Here is a 19,938-nt window from a genome sequence, read left to right on the forward strand (position 1 = left end):
CTCAGAGCTTCTTGCCCTCGTCGGCGGGCGCACCGGAGCCCTCGGGACCGGACTCCACGCGCTTCTTCAGCCCGGCCAGCGCCCGGTCGATGATGACCTTCTCCGCCTTGCGCTTGATCATCCCGAGCATCGGGATCTTCACATCGACGGTGAGCCGGTACGTCACCTCGGTCGCCGCTCCGCCACGCACCGCGGCGAGCCGGTACGAACCGTCCAGCGCCCGCAGCATCTGCGACTTGACCAGCGACCAGCTGACCTCACTCTCGCCCGTCCAGGTGTAGGCGAGGGTGTGGTCGTCCTTGATCGCACCGGCGTCCAGCACCAGGCGCACCTGCTCGGCGCGGCCCCGGTCGTCCTTGGCCAGCACCTCCGCCTCCTTGACCTCTCCGGTCCACTCCGGGTAGCGGTCAAAGTCGGCGATCACTCCCATCACTTCGGCGGGCGCCGCCTCGATCGTGATGCTTGAGCTGGTGTGTTCGGCCATCGCCGTGACTCCTCCATGCCAATTCCATGCCGATTCGGGCCGGTCCGCCGACTCGCGTCAACCTCGTCAAACTCCATGTCCGTGCTGCTGAAGGCTACCGCGCGGGCGCTGCCCGGCGGACGCGCGGCCGGGCCCGGCACGGACGCCGGGTCACCACTCCAGGACGTACGGCGTACCGGTCGCGTTGAAGTGGCCGACGTTCACGCACTCCGTGACGCCGATCCGCACCCGGCGGGCGAGCGGCTGATGCACATGCCCGAAGAGGGAGTAACGGGGACGGGTCCGGCGGATCGCCTCCAGCAGCGCCGAACTCCCGCGCTCGAAGCGGCGGGCGACCGTGTCGTAGCAGAGCTCGGGGACCTCCGGCGGAATGTGCGTGCACAGCACGTCCACCTCCCCCACCGCCTCGATCTTTGCGGCGTACTCCTCGTCCGCGATCTCGTACGGGGTGGCCATCGGCGTCGTCAGCCCGCCGCCGACGAACCCGAACACCCACCCCCCGATCTCCACCCGCTGGCCGTCGAGGACGGTGACGCCTTCCCTGGCGTACTCGGACCACAGCCGCGGCATATCGACATTCCCGTACGTGGCGTACGTAGGGGTGGGAAAGGCGGCGAACAGCTCGGCGTACTGCTTGCGGACCGCACCCTCGATGACCGACTCCCGGCTGCGGCCCGCCCCCTCCAGCTCGCCCCAGAGCCTGCGGCCCAGGTCGCGGGCCTCCTCGAAGCGGCGCGCGGTGCGCAGTTCGACGAGGGTGCGGGCGTTCTCGGCGCCGAACAGATCGGGGAAGATGCCGCGCGAATGATCGGCGTAATCCAGGAAGAGCACCAGGTCGCCGAGGCAGACCACCGCGTCGGCGCCGTCGCCCGCGGCTGCCAGGCCACGACTGTTGCCATGGACGTCACTGACCACATGCACACGCATGGCGCCACCTTAGATGCCCCGGGCAGTTGCCGGGAGGGCGCCCACGACCTGGGGTTACTTTCGGGTCAGCACGCTGCTGGTCTAGTCTGCGCGGGAGCAGTCCCATGGCGTGTCGTGAACCCTGTGTGCGCGTGTGACGCATCAAACATCTGGCCGTGACCCCCTATCCCAAAAGCAATACCGGTGGGTAACGTCCGGGCAGTCCAATCCCCCCCTGCATGATCATGGACCGCAACCGGTGTTCACACAGCGTCGTGGCGCCGGCGCCAATGAGGAGCAGCAGTCTTGCGCGAGTTCAGCCTTCCGGCCCTGTACGAGGTCCCCGCAGACGGCAATCTGACGGATCTCATCCGCCGAAATGCCGCGCAGCACCCGGATGTTGCGGTCATCGGACGCAAGGTGAACGGGCAGTGGCAGGACGTCACCGCCACCACCTTCCTGGCCGAGGTCCGCGCCGTCGCCAAGGGCCTGATGGCCTCCGGCGTCCGGCCCGGTGACCGGGTCGGCCTGATGTCGCGCACACGCTACGAGTGGACGCTGCTGGACTTCGCGATCTGGTGCGCCGGCGGTATCACCGTCCCGGTGTACGAGACGTCCTCCGCCGAGCAGATCCAGTGGATCCTGGGCGACTCGGGCGCGGTGGCCTGCCTGGTGGAGAGCCCGGCGCACGAGGCCACCGTGGAATCCGTCCGCGACCGGCTCCCGGACCTGGCGAACATCTGGCAGATCGAACGGGACGCGGTGGCCCGGCTGCGGGCCGCGGGCGACAGCATCACGGACGAGGAAGTCGACGAGCGCAGCGCGGTCGCCGACGCGGACTCGCCCGCCACCATCGTCTACACCTCCGGCACCACCGGCCGGCCCAAGGGCTGTGTGCTCAGCCACCGCAGCTTCTTCGCCGAGTGCGGCAACATCGTGGAGCGCCTGCGCCCCCTCTTCCGTACGGGCGAGGCCTCCGTCCTCCTCTTCCTGCCGATCGCGCATGTCTTCGGCCGCATGGTGCAGGTGGCGGCGCTGATGGCGCCCATCCGGCTGGGCCACGCCCCCGACATCAAGAACCTCACCGACGATCTGGCGTCCTTCAGGCCGACCATGATCCTGGGCGTCCCCCGCGTCTTCGAGAAGGTCTACAACTCGGCGCGCGCCAAGGCCCAGGCCGACGGCAAGGGCAAGATCTTCGACAAGGCGGCCGACACCGCCATCGAGTACAGCCGCGCCCTGGACAGCGCCGACGGCCCCTCCTTCGGCCTCAAGCTCAAGTACAAGGTCTTCGACCGCGTCGTCTACGGCAAGCTGCGCGGCGTCCTCGGCGGCCGCGCCACCCACGCCATCTCCGGCGGCGCCCCCCTGGGCGAGCGCCTCGGCCACTTCTACCGCGGTATCGGCTTCACGGCCCTGGAGGGCTACGGCCTGACGGAGTCCTGCGCGGCCACCGCCTTCAACCCGTGGGACCGCCAGAAGATCGGCACGGTCGGCCAGCCGCTGCCCGGCTCCGTGGTCCGTATCGCCGACGACGGCGAGGTCCTGCTGCACGGCGAGCACCTCTTCACCGAGTACTGGAACAACCCCTCGGCCACCGAAGAGGCCCTCTCCGACGGCTGGTTCCACACCGGCGACATCGGCACCCTCGACGAGGACGGCTACCTCGCCATCACCGGCCGCAAGAAGGAAATCCTGGTCACCGCGGGCGGCAAGAACGTCGCCCCGGCGGTCATCGAGGACCGTATCCGCGCCCATGCGCTGATCGCCGAATGCATGGTCGTCGGCGACGGCCGCCCCTTCATCGGCGCCCTCGTCACCCTCGACGAGGAATTCCTCCCCCGCTGGGCCGAGGAACACGGCCACCCCGCCGATGTCGCCCCGGCCGACATCGCCCAGGACCCGGAGCTGCTGGCCGCCGTGCAGCGCGCGGTCGACGACGGCAATGCGGCCGTGTCGAAGGCCGAGTCCGTGCGCAAGTTCCGCATCCTTCCGACGCAGTTCACGGAGGAGTCGGGTCATGTGACGCCCTCGCTGAAGCTGAAGCGGAATGTGGTGGCGAAGGACTTCGCGGAGGAGATCGAGGCGATTTACCGGGGGTAGTCGGCGTCCCACGTTGTCGGCCGTCCCGCCGTGGGGGTTTCTCACCGTTGCGCCTGCGGCGGGCTGGTGCCGCTTGCGCGGGGCTGTTCGGCTGCGGGACCGGGCCTCCGGACTCCGTCCTGCGGCCCGGCCCCTCCCCGTGAGGGGTGGGAAGAAAACCGGTGGGGGCGTGCGTCGGTGGTCAGGTGCACCCTGTGGACACAACCACCTGCACCTGAACACGAAACGTCCGCCCCCACCGGCCTCTCCCACCCACCCACGGGAGGGGACGGACCGTAGCGGCGAAGCCGTGTAGGGCCGTCACCGCACCTGACAAACCACGCCCGCCGCAGGCGCAACGCACAACAACCCCCACGGCGGGAAAGCCGACAACGTGGGGCTAAAGCAGCGCCTCCAGGCGCCCCGCAAGAAGGTCCCAGCGCCACTTCTCCTCCACCCATGCGCGGCCGCGGGCGCCCATCGTGCGGCGCAGGTCCGGGTCCTTGAGGAGGGTGATGAGGCGCTCGGCCGTGGGGGTGGGGGAGCCGCCGGGGACCACCCAGCCGGTCTCGCCGTCGAGGACGGCGTCGGGCGCGCCGCCGGAGTCGCCCGCGACCACGGGGAGACCCGTGGCGGAGGCCTCCAGGTAGACGATGCCGAGGCCTTCGACGTCCAGGCCGCCGCGGCGGGTGCGGCAGGGCATGGCGAAGACGTCGCCGGCGCCGAAGTGGGCGGGGAGTTCCTCCCAGGGGACGGCGCCGGTGAAGCGTACGGAGTCGGCCACCCCCTTGCGCAGGGCGAGGGCGTGCAGTTCCCGCTCGTAGGGGCCGCCGCCGACGACCAGCAGGACCGCGTCCGGGACCGCGGCCAGGACGGCGGGCATGGCTTCGATGAGGGTGTCCTGGCCCTTGCGGGGGACGAGGCGGGAGACGCAGACGACGACCGGGCGGTCGGTGAGGCCCAGGCGGGCGCGTACGGCGTCGCCGCCCGAGGCGGGGTGGAAGGTCTTCTCATCGACGCCGGGCGGGAGTTGGACCATCCGCGAGGCGGCGGCCGGGGTCAGGGCGGCGGCGATCCGGGAGCGGGTGTATTCGCCGAGGTAGGTGAGGGTGTCGGTGCCCTCGCCGATGCGGCGCAGCAGCTGCCGGGCGGCGGGGAGCTGGGCCCAGCCGGCCTCGTGGCCGTGGGTGGTCGCCACGATGCGGCGGGCGCCGGCGGCGCGGAGCGCGGGGGCCATCAGGCCGAGGGGCGCGGCCGCGCCGAACCAGACGGAGGAGCAGCCGTGTTCGCGCAGCAGGGCGGTGGCGCGGCGGGTCACCCGGGGCGTGGGCAGCAGCATCGTCGTACGGTCGCGGACCACCGTGAACGGCTGCTCGGCGTCGAAGGCGGCGGTGGCCGCGAGACCTTCCTCGGTGCGCTTCCACGTCGAGGCGTAGACCACGACCTGCGAGGGGTCCAGGCGCAGCGCCATGCTGTGCAGGAAGGCCTGGATGCCGCCGGGCCGGGGCGGGAAGTCGTTGGTGACGATCAAGGTCTTGTGCACGGTGGTCTTTCGACAGGGGCTGTGAGGGGGCCGGTCCCGGCCGACAGTACCGGGTCGCCGGCCGGCGGGGGGCGGCCCGGCTTCCCGGGGGCGGCCGGGCCCGCTTCCCTCACTGCAGCTCGCCCGCCACGTACTCCCGCCATTCCCGGGTGAACTCCGCGAGCCCTACGCCCAGTTGGGCGCGCATCGCCCGGTCCAGCCGCTCGGCGCGGTCGGGCGGGCGCCGGGTGCGGGCGGGGGCGGAGCCGGGTGTGCGGTGCGGCCGGGGGCGGTGGGTTGCTTGTACGGCCTCCATCGGGCCGCGCACGCGGCCGGCGGTGTTCTCCGTGCCGCTGCGGCCCGCCGCCCGGTAGAAGGCGATGAGCTTGGCCTCGCCCCACTTGTCGGCGATCATCCGGCAGGCCAGCCAGCCGCCCTCGTACGCCTTCGCCAGGCGGTCCGCACCGGCCTGGAAGCCGAAGTCCTCGTCGGTGGGGAGGCGGTCGGGAGCCGTGCCCTGGGCCACCGCGCGGGAGAGTTCGGGGGCGGTGCTGGCCGCCTCGCGGCGTATCCGGCGGTAGGCGACCCAGTCGGCGAAGCCCTCGGAGAGCCACAGCGGGGTGGCCGCGGTGGTGACCGTGCGGGTGGCCACATGGGTGGTTTCGTGGGTGAGCACGACCGCGCGGCCGAGGTCGTTGAGTTCCTCGTACGCCTCCGGGTTGACGATCACCCGGTCCGCGGGGGCGGTGGCCGAGGCGCCCGCCTCGCCGGTGGTGACGGCGGCGATCCCGGCGTACCCGGCGGAGTCGCCGTCGCCCAGCAGCTGCGCCATCTGGTCGACGGTGTCCGGGGCCTCCACCACCACCGTGCCCGACCAGCCGCCCTTCCAGGCGTCGGAGACGGCGGGCACCGCCTCGTCGACCCGGTGCGCCAGATCGCGCAGCCGCTCCGGGGTCCCGGCGCCGCCGAGCACCAGGCTGTGCCGGCCGCGGACCAGCCGTACCGGGCCCTGGTCCCACAGCTGGCGGGTGCCGGGCTTTCCGGAGGAGGCGCCGTCGGAGTCCGAGGAGATCCGCCAGCGGCCGGCGTGCCGGGTCAGCGTGAGGTACTGGAGGGACGTGACGGGCGCGGTGTCGTAGCCCTTGAGGCGGTAGCTGAGCCGTACCTTGGCCGCCATCCGGCCGCGGGGGCCGCCCATCGGGAGCGGGAAGGCGTCGGTGGCGACGAGGTCGTAGTGCCAGTCGGTGAGCGGTACCGCCGCGAGGTTGGCGATCATGCGGCGCTGGCGGGCGCGGTAGCCGCCGGCGTGCGGGTCGACGGTGGACAGGAAGGCTGTGGTGTCGCCGTCGCGGACGGCCCGCGAGCGGGTGTCGAGCATCCGCTGGACGTCCGGGTAGCGGTCCCGCGGCGGGGCCTGGGGCGCGCAGCCGGTGACCGGGACGAGCAGCGCGAGGAGCGGGACGGCACCGGCCGCCGCCCCGGCTCGCGACGGCCACCGCCGCCCCGCCCGCTGACGTGACATGCCGCTGATCGTATGTGCGACGGGGGCGGGGCAAAAACGCTGGGCGGGCGTGAGGGGAGGTCCGCGGCCCGTCTCAGGGCCTGGTGACGGAGGAAACGGGCAGCACGCCGACCGGGTCGTAGCGGACCCGTGCGCCGGGATAGGGCGCATGGACGACCTGGCCGTTGCCGACGTACATCCCGACGTGGCTGGCGTCCGAGCGGTAGATGACCAGGTCGCCGGGTTGTGCCTGGGCGAGCGGCACCTGGTGGCCGGCGCCGCTCTGGGCCTGGGACGTGCGCGGGATGAAGACGCCGGCCTGGGCATAGGCCCATTGGGTGAGTCCGGAGCAGTCGAAGGCCGAGGGGCCGGTGCTTCCCCAGGCGTACGGAGAGCCGACGGCCGCGCGGGCGGCGGCGACCGCCGCGGCGGCCCGGCCGGAGACCGCCGCGGCGCCGGAGAGGTCGGGGAGGCCCGCGAGCATCCCCTCGCGCCCGTCGCCGCGCGAGGCCCGGTCGTAGGCCGCCCTGGCCGCCTTCGGGAGCGTGTTCAGCAGATGCCGGGCGGCGGCCAGCTTGCGCTGGACGTCCTTCTTGCGGAGGGCGACGTCCCGGCGTCCGGCCTCGAGGTCCGCCAGCTTGGCGGCGGTCGCCCGGCGCTGCTGCTCCAGGGCCCGTCGCGCGCTCTGCAGCACCCGCAGCTCGCCGGCCTGGCTGCGGTCGATCCGGTCGAGCGCGGCGGCCTTCTCCAGGTAGCTGTCGGGGCGTTCGGAGAGCAGCAGCCGGAGGGTGGGGTCGATGCCGCCGGCGCGGTACTGGGCGGCGGCCAGCGCGCCCAGCCGGTTGCACATCCGGTTGACCCGCTCCTGGGCGCGGGCGGTGCGGTCCTGGAGGGCCGCGACCTCGTCCCGCAGTTGCCGGGTCCGCTCGTTGGCGCCGTTGAACTTCTCGGTGGCCCGCTCGGCCGCCTCGTAGAGCTTGTCGACCCGTGCGCCGACCGCTTCCCGGCTCGTCAGGGGGCCTTCCGTGGGGTCGGCCGCGGCCGGCGGGCCGGACAGCGCGGCGGCGGCGGTTGCCAGGGCCGCCGAGACGACGGTGACACCGGTGCGGGTGACGGGACCTGGCTGTGAGGTACGGCGATGGGAGACCACGTCTGCCGCTTCCTTCCGTAGAGGGGTCCCCACGCTCATGGCGGTCCCCCCTGCTCGAGCGCTTGGGGAAGGAGCCGAGAGTTCGGGGAGGCACCGGGAGCCCGGGGGAAGCCGCTGTCGCCCGGGAGGGCGGACGGTGACCGGCGGCCGCGAGCCAGGACAGTAGCCGCGACGGTCGGTGGCGGCCAAAGACTGCGCGCGGTGGATTTCCGTACGCAAAAGGCCGCCCCGCCGGTGACTGTGCAGGTCACCGGCGGGGCGGCAGGTCAGCGGCGGGGGCCGCAATTCGCCCGTTCGGGCGGCAGGTCGAGACTGTTGTGAGGTTTTTCCGACCCGTGCGCCGGGGCGTTCGGAGCCGGGGCGGGGACGGTCAGACCCGCACGCCGAACGCGAACGGCATGTTGTTGATCGACTCGTAGCGCACCGCGGCGCCCGGCTTCGGGGCGTGCAGCACGGTGCCGTTGCCCGCGTAGAGACCGATGTGGTGCAGGTCGCTGTAGAAGAGCACCAGGTCGCCGGGCTTGAGGGCGCTCTCCGAGCCGATCCGGGTGCCGGCGTTGGCCTGCTCCTGGGAGGTGCGCGGCAGCGACTGTCCGGCCTGCTGGTACGCCCAGGAGGTCAGGCCCGAGCAGTCGAAGGAGGACGGGCCGGTGGCGCCCCAGACGTAGGGCGAGCCGATCTTGGACTGGGCGGCGGCCAGGGCGGCGGCACCGCGCTGCGAGGCGGGCACGTCGTCGCCGAGGTTGACCCGGCTGTTGTCGCGGTTGGCGCGCTCCTCCTTGGCCTGCATGGCCGCCTTCTCCTTGGCGGTCATGGTGTTCAGGAGTTCCTGCGCCTTGGCGAGCTTGCCCTTGATCTCGTCCTTCTTCTCACCGAGCGCCTTACGCGTCTCGCTGAGGTCCTTGATCTTGCCCGCGGCCTCGGCGCGCTCCTGGGCGAGCAGGCGCTGCTTGTCCGCGATGGTCTTCAGCTGCTCGGCCTGGTGGCCGCTGAGCTGGTCGAGGGTGGAGGCCTTGTCCAGGTAGCTGTCCGGGTCGCCGGAGAGGAAGAGCTGGACGGAGGGGTCGATGCTGCCGCTGCGGTACTGACCGGAGGCGACGGCGCCGAGGCCCTTGCGGAGCTGGTTCAGCTCCTCCTGGCCGCGGGCGACCTTGTCCTGGAGGCGGTCCACCTCCTTCTGGAGCTTCTGCTGGTCTTCCTTGGCACCGTTGTACTTCTCGGTGGCCTGCTCCGCCTGCTCGTAGAGCTTGTCGACCTGAGCCTTGACGTCCTTCTTGGACGGGTTCGGGGCGGCCTGGGCGGCCTGGGACGAGAGGGCGACGGCCGCGGCGGCGGTCGCGGTGAGCACGGTCACGCGAGTACGGCTCGGCTGCTTGGGTCGACGGTGGGACGCCACGGGGGCGAGCTCCTTCTTCCTCCAGCCGCCTACCGGGAAGTGGGGGGGGTGAAGCCCCGGCTCCGCGCGAACGCCGCGGACTCGGCGGTACCTTCACTGACCATCCCGGTTGGATAATCACCTGTATGAAGGTTCGAGGCCCGACCTTAGTAACCGAGCTGTGATCCCTTCAAATCCCCCCGGGAAAAAACTGCTTCACCAGCCCCATCCTTTACCAACATCACACAGGCAGTGAGCGTCATCTGACGCTGCGATACGGAATGGAGGGGAACGCAAGCGATTTTCCCGACGGGACGGCGCCGGTGCCGCAAAACCGTCAGGTCCGGGCAAGTCGCTTCAGCAGCAGGGCCGATGCGACCGGCCGGGCGCCCGCCTTGGCGACGCCGTCGGCCACTTCCCGGTCCGTGGAGACCACGACGACCGGGCGGCCGGGGGGTTCGGCCCGTACCAGCTGACGAATCAACTCATCGGCCGTTACGCCCGGTTTGCTGAACAGGACCCGCACCCCGCGCGGCGGCGCGAGCAGCACCGGCGCCGCCAGCTCCGCGCCGTCGAAGACACAGGTCATCTCCGCGCCGGTCTGCGCGGCCAGCACCGCCAGGCCGCCCAGCAGCCGCAGCCGCTGTTTGTCCAGAGGCATGGTGGGATAGCCGGTTTTGGTGACGTTGTAGCCGTCCACCACCAAATGCGCCTGCGGCAGCGCCAGTAGCTGGTCGAGCAGCGCCGGATCCATCTCCGACAAGGCCCGGGTCGCGATGTCCCTGGGCGTCATCTTGCCCGGGGCGACCGCCTCGACGGTGTCCGCGGGGTGGACGCTGGCGGGCGGCAGGGCCAGTTCGCGGCGCAGCCCCTGGGCGGCGTCCAGCACCGTGTCCAGCAGCAGCCGCAGCCGCATGTCCTCGACGCTGCGGCCCTCGCGGGCGGCCCGCCGGCTGGCCTCCAGCGCCGTCTCGACCTCGGCGACCCGGGCCTTGAGCCGGCGCAGCTCGCTGTCCGCCAGGGTCTTGTCGGTCGCGGCCTGGGACCGCGCGGCCTCCAGCGCGGCCTCGGCCTTGCGCACCGCCGCCTCGCGGCGCTTGACGTCGCTGAGCGCGCTGCGCAGCTTGCGGTGCAGCGACTCGTTCTCCTTACGGGCCGCCTCCAGGTCGGCCCGCGCCCGGTCGACGTCGCCGCGGGCCTCGCCGCGCGCCTGCGCCAGCTCCTCGCGCAGCCGGGCCAGCTCCCGTTCGGTCTCCTCGCCGGCCCGTTCGGCGCGCACCCGCTGCGCCTCCTCGCCGGCCGCCGCGACCAGCTTGACCCAGCCCTCGGGGCGCAGCACATACGCCGCGGCCGCGACATCCAGCGGATCGGCGGCCGCGGGCGGGGTGCCGTCCTCCAACGCCGCGGCCAGCTCCGGCTGGGCCTCGCGCAGCTTGCCCGCGATCCGCTGCCGGAAGACCGCGTCGCTCTCCAGCGCCGCGGCCATGGCGTTCCCGGCGAACTTGGCCCGGCGGGTCGGGGTGAAACGGGCGTACTGCCGCAAGGGGGGCGGGAGTTCGGAGACCGTCAGCGCACCGAACGACTCCGCGGTGAGCGCCACGACACGGCGCCGTACGCCCTCGGGCAGCGGGCGGTCGAGCACTTCGTCGACGCCGTCCTCGGATGCGTCGGCACGCGCCGCCCCCGGCTCCCTTTCTGGACGCTCCACCACGGCTTGCTCGCTCCGATCTCAGGCGCTCGCGCCCGGCCGGTCCACCAGCTCGATCTGGTCGACCGCGTTGCACCAGCGGCAGCGCACGGACTCGATGCTCTCACTGAGCACGTCGCGCTCCTCCACCTTGGGCTCCCCGGCAAGGTCCAGGTGGACGTACTCCACAACCTTGGACCGGCGGGTCACATCGAAACGGGTGAGGTTGCCGCAGAGCGTGCAGCGCCACCGGGTTTCGGCCGTCGGCAGGGGAACACCCATCGTGTTGTCCTCTTTCGTACTCGTCATGCTCGTCGGTCTGTGCTGATGTGCGCCCGTCCTGATGCAACAGGTGCACGCGGTGCGCCGTCGGACTGCGGAAAATACGCAAGGTACTGACTGCAACCCTACGGCCTGAGAGGGGACGGGCGCGGGCCGTGCCCAGGAGGCGGGACGCGGCGAGGCGCTCTGCCCTGAATGCCCGCATTGCGCCATGATCACTTCATGACGGCGCCGTCCCCCTTCTCGCGTCCCTCGTGGTTCCCCCGGCCACCGCACCCCGCGCGCTCCCTGACAGCGGTCTTCTCCCGGATGACGAATGTGCTGATCGGGCTGTGCTGCGTGATCTTCGTGATCGGCCCCGGCTCGGGCCTGAACCACGTGTACGGCGAAGGCGACGCCCTGCTCCAGGCCCAGACCGCCTACTTCGAACGCTGGGGAGTGGTTCCGCTCGACCTGTGGAGCGGCTCACCCCGCGCGCTGATCACCCCGCTGACCGCGCTGTTCGTGCACGGCGGCTGGCTTCATCTGCTCGGCAACATGCTGTTCCTGTACGTCTTCGGCGGCATGACCGAGACCCGCATGGGGCGGCTGCCGTTCACCGTCTTCTACCTCGTCACCGGCTATCTGGCCCTGCTCGGCTACGCCGCCGCGCACGCCGCCTCCGCGCAGCCCCTGGTGGGCGCCTCCGGCTCGATCTCCGGCGTCCTGGGCGCCTTCCTCTACCTTTTCCCCAAGGCCCGGGTCACCAGCGTCTTCCCCTTCCTCTTCTTCCTCCCGCTGCGCTTCCCCGCCTGGATCGTGCTGCTCTTCTGGTTCGCACTCCAGTGGCACGCCGCGCAGCAGGACCCCAACGGCCCCGGCGTCGCCTACCTCGCCCATGTCGTCGGCTTCGCGCTGGGTTTCCTGTACGCATGGGCCCGCTACAGGGGGGATAGTGTGGGGTCCACCAGGGGGAACGAACCGGCGACCGAGGGAGAGAGCCAGCCGTGATCACGTCGATCGTGCTCATCAAGACCAGCGTGGACCGGATCCCGGAGATCGCCGAGAAGATCGCCGCCCTGGAGGGTGTCAGCGAGGTCTACTCCGTCACCGGCGCCCACGACCTGATCGCGATGGTCCGCGTCGCCGCCCACGACGACCTCGCCGATGTCATCCCCGGCCGGATCAGCAAGGTACCGGGCGTCGCCTCCACCGAGACGCACATCGCGTTCCGGACGTACTCGCAGCATGACCTCGAGGCCGCGTTCTCGATCGGCCTCGACGCGTAGCGCTGCGCTTGGCCTGCGCCCCACGTTTTCGGCTTGCCCGCCGTGGGGGTTTGTCGCCGTTGCGCCTGCGGCGGGCTGGTGCCGCTTGCGCGGGGCTGTTCGGCTGCGGGACCGGGCCTCCGGACTCCGTCCTGCGGCCCGCCCCCTCCCCGTTGGGGGTAGGGAGAAGGACAGTGGGGGCGTGCGTCAGTGGTCAGGTGTGCCTGGTGGACACGACCATCGGCACCCGACATGAGACGTCCGCCCCCACCGGCCTCTCCCACCCACCCACGGGAGGGGCCACCCCGCAGGACGAAGTCCGGAGGGGTGGCACCGCACCCGACAAACCCACGCCCGCCGCGCAGGCGCAACGGCGACACACCCCCACGGCGGGAAAGCCGACAACGTACGGCCCAGGCAAAGCGCAGCGGAGGGGCCGCAGACGACAACGTGGGGAACTACCCCGCGCTCCGCGCGGGCACGCAACGGCCGTCCTCCGTGTGGTAGTTCCACCGCGCGCCGTCTGCCACCAGTTCCTTGACCGCGTGGACGAAGCGGTCGATGTGCTCGTCGGGGGTGCCTGCGCCGAAGCTCACGCGGATGGCGTTCAGGGAGCGCTCGCCGGGGGCCGCCTCGGGGGCGCCGCACTCGCCCGGGTCCTGCGGGTCGCTGCCCAGCAGGGTGCGGACGAGGGGGTGGGCGCAGAACAGGCCGTCACGGACCCCGATGCCGTACTCCGCCGACAGGGCGGCCGCGAAGTGCGAGCTGTTCCAGCCCTCGACGACGAAGGAGATGACGCCCACGCGCGGGGCGTCGTCGCCGAAGAGGGAGAGGACCTTGACCTCGGGGACCTCGGCCAGGCCCGCCCGGACGCGGGCGACCAGCGCCTGCTCGCGGGCGACCAGGGCGTCGAAACCGGCCTCGGTCAGTGCCTGGCAGGCGGAGGCGATGGAGTAGGCGCCGATGACGTTCGGCGAGCCGGCCTCGTGCCGGGCGGCGGTGGTGTGCCATTCGACGTCCACCCCGCCGTCCGTACGCCGCGAGACCTTGCGGCTGGCGCCGCCGCCCGCCAGGTACGGGTCCGCGTCCTGCAGCCAGTCCGCGCGGCCGGCCAGCACGCCGGCGCCGAACGGCGCGTACAGCTTGTGCCCGGAGAAGGCGACCCAGTCGACGTCCAGCTCGGCGATGTCGACGGGGTGGTGCGGGGCCAGCTGCGCGGCGTCGAGGACGATCCGGGCGCCGTGGGCGTGCGCGGCGGCCGCCAGCTCCCGCACCGGCCAGAGCTCACCGGTCACGTTCGAGGCGCCGGTGACGCACACCAGCGCGGAGCGGTGAGGCTTGCGCTCGGCCAGCGCCTTCTCCAGGGTGTCCACCGCCTCCCGCGGCGTACGCGGCGCGTTCAGGTACGTCACGGGGGTGTCCGCGCGCTGCTCCCAGGGCAGCAGCGAGGCGTGGTGCTCGGTCTCGAAGACGAACACCCGGGTGTTCTGCGGGAGCGCGGCCGCGAGGAGGTTGAGCGAGTCGGTGGTGGAGCGGGTGAAGACCACCTGGTCGTCGGCGCGGCAGCCGAGGAAGTCGGAGATGGTCCGGCGGCTGTTCTCGAAGAGGTCGGTGGACAGCTGCGAGAGGTATCCGGCGCCGCGGTGCACGCTGCCGTAGTACGGGGCGTAGGCGGCCACGTCGTCCCAGACCCGCTGCAGGGCCGGGGCGCTGGCGGCGTAGTCCAGTGCGGCGTAGTCGACCTCGCCGCCGGTCACGAGCGGCACGGTGACATCCCGGCCCAGAACCGGCAGTGGGGCACAAACGGAACGGTCGGCGGCAACGGCGGAAACAGACATGGCGAACTCCCGTAAGAGGTAAGCGAATTCACCGCGGGCGGGCGCGTCACAGCGCGCGGAACGGCGCCGCGGTGGAAAAGGAAAAGGGGTGCGGGAAAGGGGCCGACGGCCCTATCGCATTCGCTTCATCACGGAAGGGGCTCCCTCGAGGACCAGGATCCCTGGCGAGGGATCCGCGCTTGCCGCAGACCTCGCTGCCTGCGGCCTGGTCATCACCCGGGGCACCCCGCCACGGACGGAGGGTTGCCGGACAGCGGGCCGGGGCCTGTGTCGCTGTCACTCGTGACCTGCCGAGAATGATGCCACAGGCACGGAATGGCGCAAGGCCCGGTCCGGATAACGGACAGGGCCTTGCGTCACACCCAGGGTCACCGGGCGCTCATCTGTTGCTGGCCGCCACCCAGCGCTCCAGCACCCGCTTGGCCTCGCCCGAGTCGATGGCCTCGGCGGCCTTGGCGATCCCGGCCCGGATCCGCTCCGCCAGCGGCGCCTCGGACGGCTCCAGGGCCACCAGCGCCGCGGCGGCGTTCAGCAGCACCGCATCGCGCACCGGGCCCCGCTCGCCGTCGAGCAGCCGGCGGGCCACATCGGCGTTGTACGAGGCGTCCGCGCCGCGCAGCGCCTCGACCGGGACGAGGTCGATGCCGACGTCCCGGGGGTCGAAGGGCTCCTCGTGCACCGCGCCGTCCCGGACGACCCACACCCGGGAGGTGGCGGTGGTGGTCAGCTCGTCCAGGCCGTCGTCGCCGCGGAACACCAGGGCCGACGAGCCGCGCTCGGCGAGCACCCCGGCCAGGATCGGCGCCATCCGGGCGTCCGCGACGCCGGTCGCCTGGGCGCGGACCTTGGCGGGGTTGGTCAGCGGGCCCAGCACGTTGAAGGTCGTACGGATGCCGAGCTGGCCCCGGGCGTTGGCGACATGGCGCAGCGAGGGGTGGAACTTCACCGCGAAGCAGAAGGTGATGCCCGCTTCCTCGGCGACCTCGGCGACCCGCTTGGGGGTGAGGTCCAGATTGACGCCGAGCTTCTCCAGGACGTCGGAGGCGCCGCTGGCCGAGGAGGCCGCGCGGCTGCCGTGCTTGACGACCTTGGCGCCGGTGCCGGCCACCACGATCGAGGACATCGTGGAGATGTTGACGGTCTTGGCGCCGTCGCCGCCGGTGCCGACGATGTCCACGCTGGGGCCGGGCACCTCGATCAGCCGGGCGTGCGCGTACATGGTGCGTACGAGCCCGGAGATCTCGGCGACGGTTTCGCCCTTGGCCCGCAGCGCCACCGCGAACCCGGCGATCTGGGCGTCGCTGGCCTCGCCCCGCATGATCTTGTCCATCACCCAGGCGGTGTCGTCGGCGGCGAGGTCGCGGCCGTCCAGCAGGGCGTTGAGGATGCCCGGCCAGGTGTGGGCCGCCACGCTGTCGCCGCCAACCGGGGTCACAACGTTCATGGTCCACACTCCTGGTCTGTCTACTGCCTGTGACCTCACCCTATCGACCCCTGGGACACGCCGGAGGGCCCCGTCCGATGCTCGGACGGGGCCCTCTGGGTGGCGTTGCTGCGTGCGCCTCACGGCGCCGTGGTGATCAGTGGTGGCCGTGGCCGCTGGTGATCTCCTTGTACTCCTCGACCGTCGGCTTGGGGATGACGTTGTCCTCGCCGTAGTAGGTCTTGGAGAGCTTGGCACGCAGCTTCTGCGACCGGGAGATCTTGCGGCGGACGCCGTTCTCGTCGACCTCCGGGCCCAGCTCCAGCGGCTCGGGCTGCTCGTGCTGGGTGAGCACGTGCAGCTGCTCCTGGCCGAGCGGCTCGTGGACCTCGATGAACTCACCGTGCGGCAGGCGCTTGATGATGCCCGACTCGCGGCCGTGCAGCACCTTGTCCTTGTCGCGCCGCTGCAGACCCAGGCAGATCCGCTTGGTGGCGATGAAGGCCAGCACCGGAAGGACGAAGAAGCCGATCCGGACGAACCAGGTGAGCGAGTTGAGCGACAGGTGGAAGTGCGTCGCCCACAGGTCGTTGCCGCCACCGATGAGCATCACGAAGTACGCGACGAGCCAGGCCACACCGAAGCCGGTGCGGGTGGGCACGTTGCGCGGGCGGTCCAGGATGTGGTGCTCGCGCTTGTCGCCGCGGACCCAGGACTCGACGAACGGGTAGACCGCGATGGCGACCAGGACCAGCGGGAAGATCACGATCGGGATCAGCACACCGAAGTTGACGGTGTGGCCCCAGAAGTTCCACTCCCAGCCCGGCATGACACGGACCAGACCCTCGGCGAAGCCCATGTACCAGTCCGGCTGCGCACCAGTGGAGACCTGGTCCGGCCGGTACGGCCCTATGGCCCAGACGGGGTTGATGCTGGCGATCGCTGCGATCACCGAGATCACACCGAAGACCAGGAAGAAGAAGCCTCCGGCCTTGGCCATGTAGACCGGCAGCAGCGGCATGCCGACGACGTTGTTGTTGGTCTTGCCGGCACCCGGGAACTGCGTGTGCTTGTGGTAGAAGACCAGGATCAGGTGCGCCACCAGCAGGCCGAGCATGATGCCCGGCAGCAGCAGGACGTGCACCGTGAAGAACCGCGCGATGATGTCGTGCCCGGGGAACTCGCCGCCGAAGATGAACATCTGCAGGTACGAGCCGACCAGCGGGATCGCCAGGATGACGCCCTCGATGAACCGCACGCCGGTGCCGGAGAGCAGGTCGTCGGGGAGCGAGTAGCCGGTGAAGCCGGTGAACATGCCCAGCACGAACAGCAGGAAGCCGAACAGCCAGTTGACCTCGCGCGGCTTGCGGAAGGCGCCGGTGAAGAACACCCGCATCATGTGCACCATCATCGCGGCGAGGAAGACCAGCGCCGCCCAGTGGTGGATCTGGCGGATGAGCAGGCCGCCGCGGACGTCGAAGCTGATGTTCAGCGTCGACTCGAAGGCCTGGGTCATCCGGATGCCCTGCATCGGCACGTAGGGACCGTGATAGGTCACCTCGGCCATGCTCGGGTGGAAGAACAGCGTCAGATAGACACCGGTCAGGATGATGATGATGAAGCTGTAGAGCGCGACCTCACCCAGCATGAAGGACCAGTGGTCCGGGAAGATCTTGCGCATGTTGGACTTGGCGAGGCTGTAGATACCCAGCCGGCCGTCCGCCCAGTCGGCGATCCGTTCACCCCGTGGCGCCTGGCCACGGCGCGGTGTGGTCGCGCTTGTCTCGTTACTCATCCGCGCTCCCAGAAGCTCGGGCCGACGGGCTCACCGAAGCCGCTCGCGGCCTCCAGGAAGCCGTCCTTCTCCGTGATGTGCAGCTGCGGCAGGGCGTGTCCGGCCGGGCCGAAGATCACCTTGCCACCGTCAGAGAGGTCGAACGTCGACTGGTGGCAGGGGCACAGCACGTGGTGCGTCTGCTGCTCGTACAGGCTGATCGGGCAGCCCACGTGGGTGCAGATCTTCGAGTAGGCGACGATGCCCTCGTGCGACCAGGACAGTTCGTGCTTGTCCTTGATGTCCTGCGGCTTGATCCGCACGAGCATCAGGGCGTCCTTGGCGATCTTCTCGTTGAAGTCCTCGCTGTCCTCCTCCAGGCCCTCGGGCTTGGCGAAGGTCAGGGAGCCGACCGCGATGTCCTCGGGACGCAGCGGAAGGTTGGTGGACTGGTTGACGAGGCGGACGCCCTTCTTCCAGTTCGTCGTGCGCAGCTTCGTCCCGGGCAGCGGACCGAGGTCACGCAGCAGGACGACGCCGGAGAGCGGGACGAGGGTCAGCGCGCCGAACATCGTGTTGCGGATCAGCTTGCGCCGGCCGAACTGCGACTCCTTGGCGCCCTCCGCGAAGTCCGCCAGGACCTTGGCCTTGACCTCGGGGGTGGCCTCGATCGGGTGGCGGTCGTCGGCGACCTCCACGTCCGACATCAGCGTGCGGGCCCAGTGGACCGCGCCGGCGCCGATGCAGAACAGCGCGACGCCGAGCGTGAGGCCCAGCGCGAAGTTCAGGGCACTGATGTGGCCGATCGGCCAGATGTAGACGATCTTGTCGATCGGGATGGCCACGTAGGAGGCGATGAAGCCGACCGTGGCCACCATCGACACCAGGAACAGCAGCGCCACCATGTGCTCGGAGCGCCGGGCTGCCCGCTCGTCGATGTCCTGGATGCGGTGCTCGTGCGCCGGCAGGCCGGGGTCCGCGAACGGATCCTCCGCCGGCGTCACCGCGCCCTCGTGCGCCGTCTCCCGCGCGGGAAGGTTTTCTTCTGGCACGTCTTCGTGTCGTCCAGTCTCACTCATGACTTCTTGGCCTTCGTAGTCCGGGCTGCGACCCAGATGGCGACCGCTACCAGCGCGCCCAGGCCGAAGATGTAGCCGAAGAGACCCTCACTGACCGGACCGAGACCGCCGAGGTCCAGGCCGCCGGGGCTCTCGGACTCATCGCCGTTGACGGCGCCGAGGTACGCGACGATGTCCTTCTTGTTTTCCTTCGACAGCGAGCCGTCACCGAAGGAGGGCATGTTCTGCGGGCCGGTTTCCATGGCCTCGTAGATGTGCTTCGGGTCCACGCCCTCGAGGGTCGGTGCGAACTTGCCGTTGGTGAGGGCGCCGCCCTTACCGGTGAAGTTGTGGCACTGCGCGCAGTTCGTACGGAACAGCTCGCCGCCCTTGCCGATGTCGGCACCGTCCGGGCTGTACTGCTCCTTGTCGGGCACAGCGGGACCGGCACCCAGCGACGCGACGTAGGCCGCGAGCTGGTCGATCTGGGCGTTGGTGTAGATGTTCCGCTTCCGCGGCACCTGGGCGCCGGGCTGCTGGGCGGGCATGCGGCCGGTGCCGACCTGGAAGTCGACGGCTGCGGCGCCGACTCCGACCAGGCTCGGGCCGTCGGAGGTGCCCTGACCGCCGGTGCCGTGGCAGCTTGCGCAGCCCACGGCGAAGAGCTTCTTGCCCTCCTTGATGGCAAGGGACTGGGCGGTGTCATCGGCCTGAGCCTTGTCCGCCGGCGCGAACGCGGCGTACAGCCCCCCAGTGACCGCCAGCGCGAAGAGTAGGACGACGAGCGCCGCCAGTGGATGGCGCCGTCGTGCGGAGAGCTTTTTCACGGATTACCCCGGTGTCAGGATCTTCTGCGTCGATGCTTTGGCTATGTCTGTCTGAAATGCGTAACCGGTCTTGACCGGATGCGTACCGGTTACCGGATCAGGTAGATCGTGGCGAAGAGGCCGATCCAGACGACATCGACGAAGTGCCAGTAGTAGGACACAACGATGGCCGCGGTGGCCTGCGTGTGGGTGAACCTCTTGGCCGCGTACGTCCTGCCCAGGACCAGCAGGAAGGCGATGAGTCCGCCCGTCACATGCAGTCCGTGGAAACCGGTGGTCAGGTAGAAGACCGAACCGTACGGGCCGGACGAGAGCGAGAGGCCCTCGTGCTTGACCAGTTCGGTGTACTCGAAGACCTGACCGCCGATAAAGATCGCACCCATGACGAAGGTGACCGCGAACCAGGCCCGCAGCTTCTTGACGTCGCCGCGCTCGGCGGCGAAAACGCCGAGCTGACACGTCAGAGAGCTGAGCACCAGGATCGCGGTGTTCGTTCCGGAGAACGGAAGATTCAGCGCGGAGGCCGATTCCTTCCAATACTCCGAACCGGTCACCGATCGAAGGGTGAAGTACATCGCGAAGAGGGCCGCGAAGAACATCAGCTCGGAACTCAGCCAGATGATGGTTCCGACGCTGGTGAGGTTCGGCCGATTGACCGTCGGGTGCGCGTGCCCGGTTTCTACTGTCGTTGCTGTCGCCACGACCGACATTATGTCGGTCGCTTATCCCGCCCTCACTCCGGGGGGTGCCGTTCGGTGTGTCAAGGCCGTAATGCCTGCTCG

17 protein-coding genes and 1 riboswitch are annotated in these 19,938 nt (G+C 70.7%); of the genes, 3 read left to right on the forward strand and 14 right to left on the reverse strand.

Features of this window, described 5'->3' with window-relative positions:
- Position 1 precedes the first annotated feature (1 nt).
- Together AC5677_RS10880 and AC5677_RS10885 are read right to left on the reverse strand one after the other, a co-directional pair.
- Positions 2 to 484 carry an SRPBCC family protein gene (locus tag AC5677_RS10880; protein WP_497194817.1) on the reverse strand — a complete coding sequence of 161 codons (483 nt, stop codon included), beginning with the start codon at positions 482 to 484 and terminating at the stop codon, positions 2 to 4.
- Positions 485 to 634: 150 nt separating this feature from the next.
- Positions 635 to 1,411 (reverse strand): metallophosphoesterase family protein, encoded by a 777-nt coding sequence (locus AC5677_RS10885; protein WP_497194818.1) that lies wholly within the window; start codon positions 1,409 to 1,411, stop codon positions 635 to 637.
- 285 nt (positions 1,412 to 1,696) lie between these two features.
- On the opposite strand from AC5677_RS10885, the gene AC5677_RS10890 reads away from it, so the two are divergent.
- Entirely contained in the window at positions 1,697 to 3,493 is a 1,797-nt protein-coding gene (locus AC5677_RS10890; protein ID WP_497194819.1) for an AMP-dependent synthetase/ligase, read from the forward strand.
- A 379-nt stretch (positions 3,494 to 3,872) separates the two neighbouring features.
- Here AC5677_RS10890 and AC5677_RS10895 read toward each other — a convergent pair whose 3' ends face one another.
- The 6 genes from AC5677_RS10895 to AC5677_RS10920 form a co-directional block, all read right to left on the reverse strand.
- Positions 3,873 to 5,015, reverse strand: coding sequence for a glycosyltransferase family 4 protein (locus AC5677_RS10895; RefSeq protein ID WP_497194820.1), 1,143 nt, complete (start codon positions 5,013 to 5,015; stop codon positions 3,873 to 3,875).
- Between the two features lie 109 nt (positions 5,016 to 5,124).
- On the reverse strand, positions 5,125 to 6,516 hold the full coding sequence (locus tag AC5677_RS10900) for a hypothetical protein (protein WP_497194821.1): 1,392 nt from the start codon (positions 6,514 to 6,516) through the stop codon (positions 5,125 to 5,127).
- Between the two features lie 73 nt (positions 6,517 to 6,589).
- A complete protein-coding gene (locus tag AC5677_RS10905; RefSeq protein WP_497194822.1) occupies positions 6,590 to 7,645 on the reverse strand; it encodes a C40 family peptidase in 1,056 nt (351 codons plus the stop codon).
- Between the two features lie 370 nt (positions 7,646 to 8,015).
- Positions 8,016 to 9,041: a C40 family peptidase gene (locus AC5677_RS10910; RefSeq protein ID WP_497194823.1), complete on the reverse strand. Its 1,026-nt coding sequence runs from the start codon at positions 9,039 to 9,041 to the stop codon at positions 8,016 to 8,018.
- Positions 9,042 to 9,357: 316 nt separating this feature from the next.
- Positions 9,358 to 10,731, reverse strand: coding sequence for an NYN domain-containing protein (locus AC5677_RS10915; protein ID WP_497194824.1), 1,374 nt, complete (start codon positions 10,729 to 10,731; stop codon positions 9,358 to 9,360).
- 18 nt (positions 10,732 to 10,749) lie between these two features.
- Positions 10,750 to 10,989: a hypothetical protein gene (locus tag AC5677_RS10920; RefSeq protein ID WP_497196581.1), complete on the reverse strand. Its 240-nt coding sequence runs from the start codon at positions 10,987 to 10,989 to the stop codon at positions 10,750 to 10,752.
- A gap of 309 nt (positions 10,990 to 11,298) precedes the next feature.
- Between AC5677_RS10920 and AC5677_RS10925 the strand changes: the two genes are divergently transcribed.
- Together AC5677_RS10925 and AC5677_RS10930 are read left to right on the forward strand one after the other, a co-directional pair.
- The gene (locus tag AC5677_RS10925) at positions 11,299 to 11,979 is read left to right on the forward strand and encodes a rhomboid family intramembrane serine protease (RefSeq protein WP_497196582.1); all 681 of its coding nucleotides are present in this window, start codon (positions 11,299 to 11,301) and stop codon (positions 11,977 to 11,979) included.
- On the forward strand, positions 11,976 to 12,257 hold the full coding sequence (locus tag AC5677_RS10930) for an Lrp/AsnC family transcriptional regulator (protein WP_497194825.1): 282 nt from the start codon (positions 11,976 to 11,978) through the stop codon (positions 12,255 to 12,257). The genes AC5677_RS10925 and AC5677_RS10930 overlap by 4 nt, the downstream gene beginning before the upstream one ends.
- A 437-nt stretch (positions 12,258 to 12,694) precedes the next feature.
- On the opposite strand, the gene AC5677_RS10935 is transcribed toward AC5677_RS10930, so the two are convergent.
- From AC5677_RS10935 to ctaE, 6 genes are all read right to left on the reverse strand, one after another.
- The gene (locus tag AC5677_RS10935; protein WP_497194826.1) at positions 12,695 to 14,074 is read right to left on the reverse strand and encodes an aminotransferase class V-fold PLP-dependent enzyme; all 1,380 of its coding nucleotides are present in this window, start codon (positions 14,072 to 14,074) and stop codon (positions 12,695 to 12,697) included.
- Between the two features lie 170 nt (positions 14,075 to 14,244).
- A riboswitch (SAM riboswitch) is annotated at positions 14,245 to 14,362 on the reverse strand.
- 91 nt (positions 14,363 to 14,453) lie between these two features.
- Positions 14,454 to 15,518 (reverse strand): anthranilate phosphoribosyltransferase, encoded by a 1,065-nt coding sequence (gene trpD, locus AC5677_RS10940; protein ID WP_497194827.1) that lies wholly within the window; start codon positions 15,516 to 15,518, stop codon positions 14,454 to 14,456.
- 136 nt (positions 15,519 to 15,654) lie between these two features.
- Positions 15,655 to 17,292 carry a cytochrome bc1 complex cytochrome b subunit gene (qcrB, locus tag AC5677_RS10945; protein WP_497194828.1) on the reverse strand — a complete coding sequence of 546 codons (1,638 nt, stop codon included), beginning with the start codon at positions 17,290 to 17,292 and terminating at the stop codon, positions 15,655 to 15,657.
- Positions 17,289 to 18,350: a cytochrome bc1 complex Rieske iron-sulfur subunit gene (gene qcrA / locus AC5677_RS10950; RefSeq protein ID WP_497194829.1), complete on the reverse strand. Its 1,062-nt coding sequence runs from the start codon at positions 18,348 to 18,350 to the stop codon at positions 17,289 to 17,291. Before qcrA ends, qcrB begins: the two co-directional genes overlap by 4 nt.
- A complete protein-coding gene (qcrC, locus tag AC5677_RS10955; protein ID WP_497194830.1) occupies positions 18,347 to 19,156 on the reverse strand; it encodes a cytochrome bc1 complex diheme cytochrome c subunit in 810 nt (269 codons plus the stop codon). Before qcrC ends, qcrA begins: the two co-directional genes overlap by 4 nt.
- A gap of 89 nt (positions 19,157 to 19,245) precedes the next feature.
- Positions 19,246 to 19,866 (reverse strand): aa3-type cytochrome oxidase subunit III, encoded by a 621-nt coding sequence (gene ctaE / locus AC5677_RS10960; RefSeq protein WP_497194831.1) that lies wholly within the window; start codon positions 19,864 to 19,866, stop codon positions 19,246 to 19,248.
- Positions 19,867 to 19,938: the final 72 nt, after the last annotated feature.

The organism is Streptomyces sp. JLSY215, assembly GCF_059682825.1.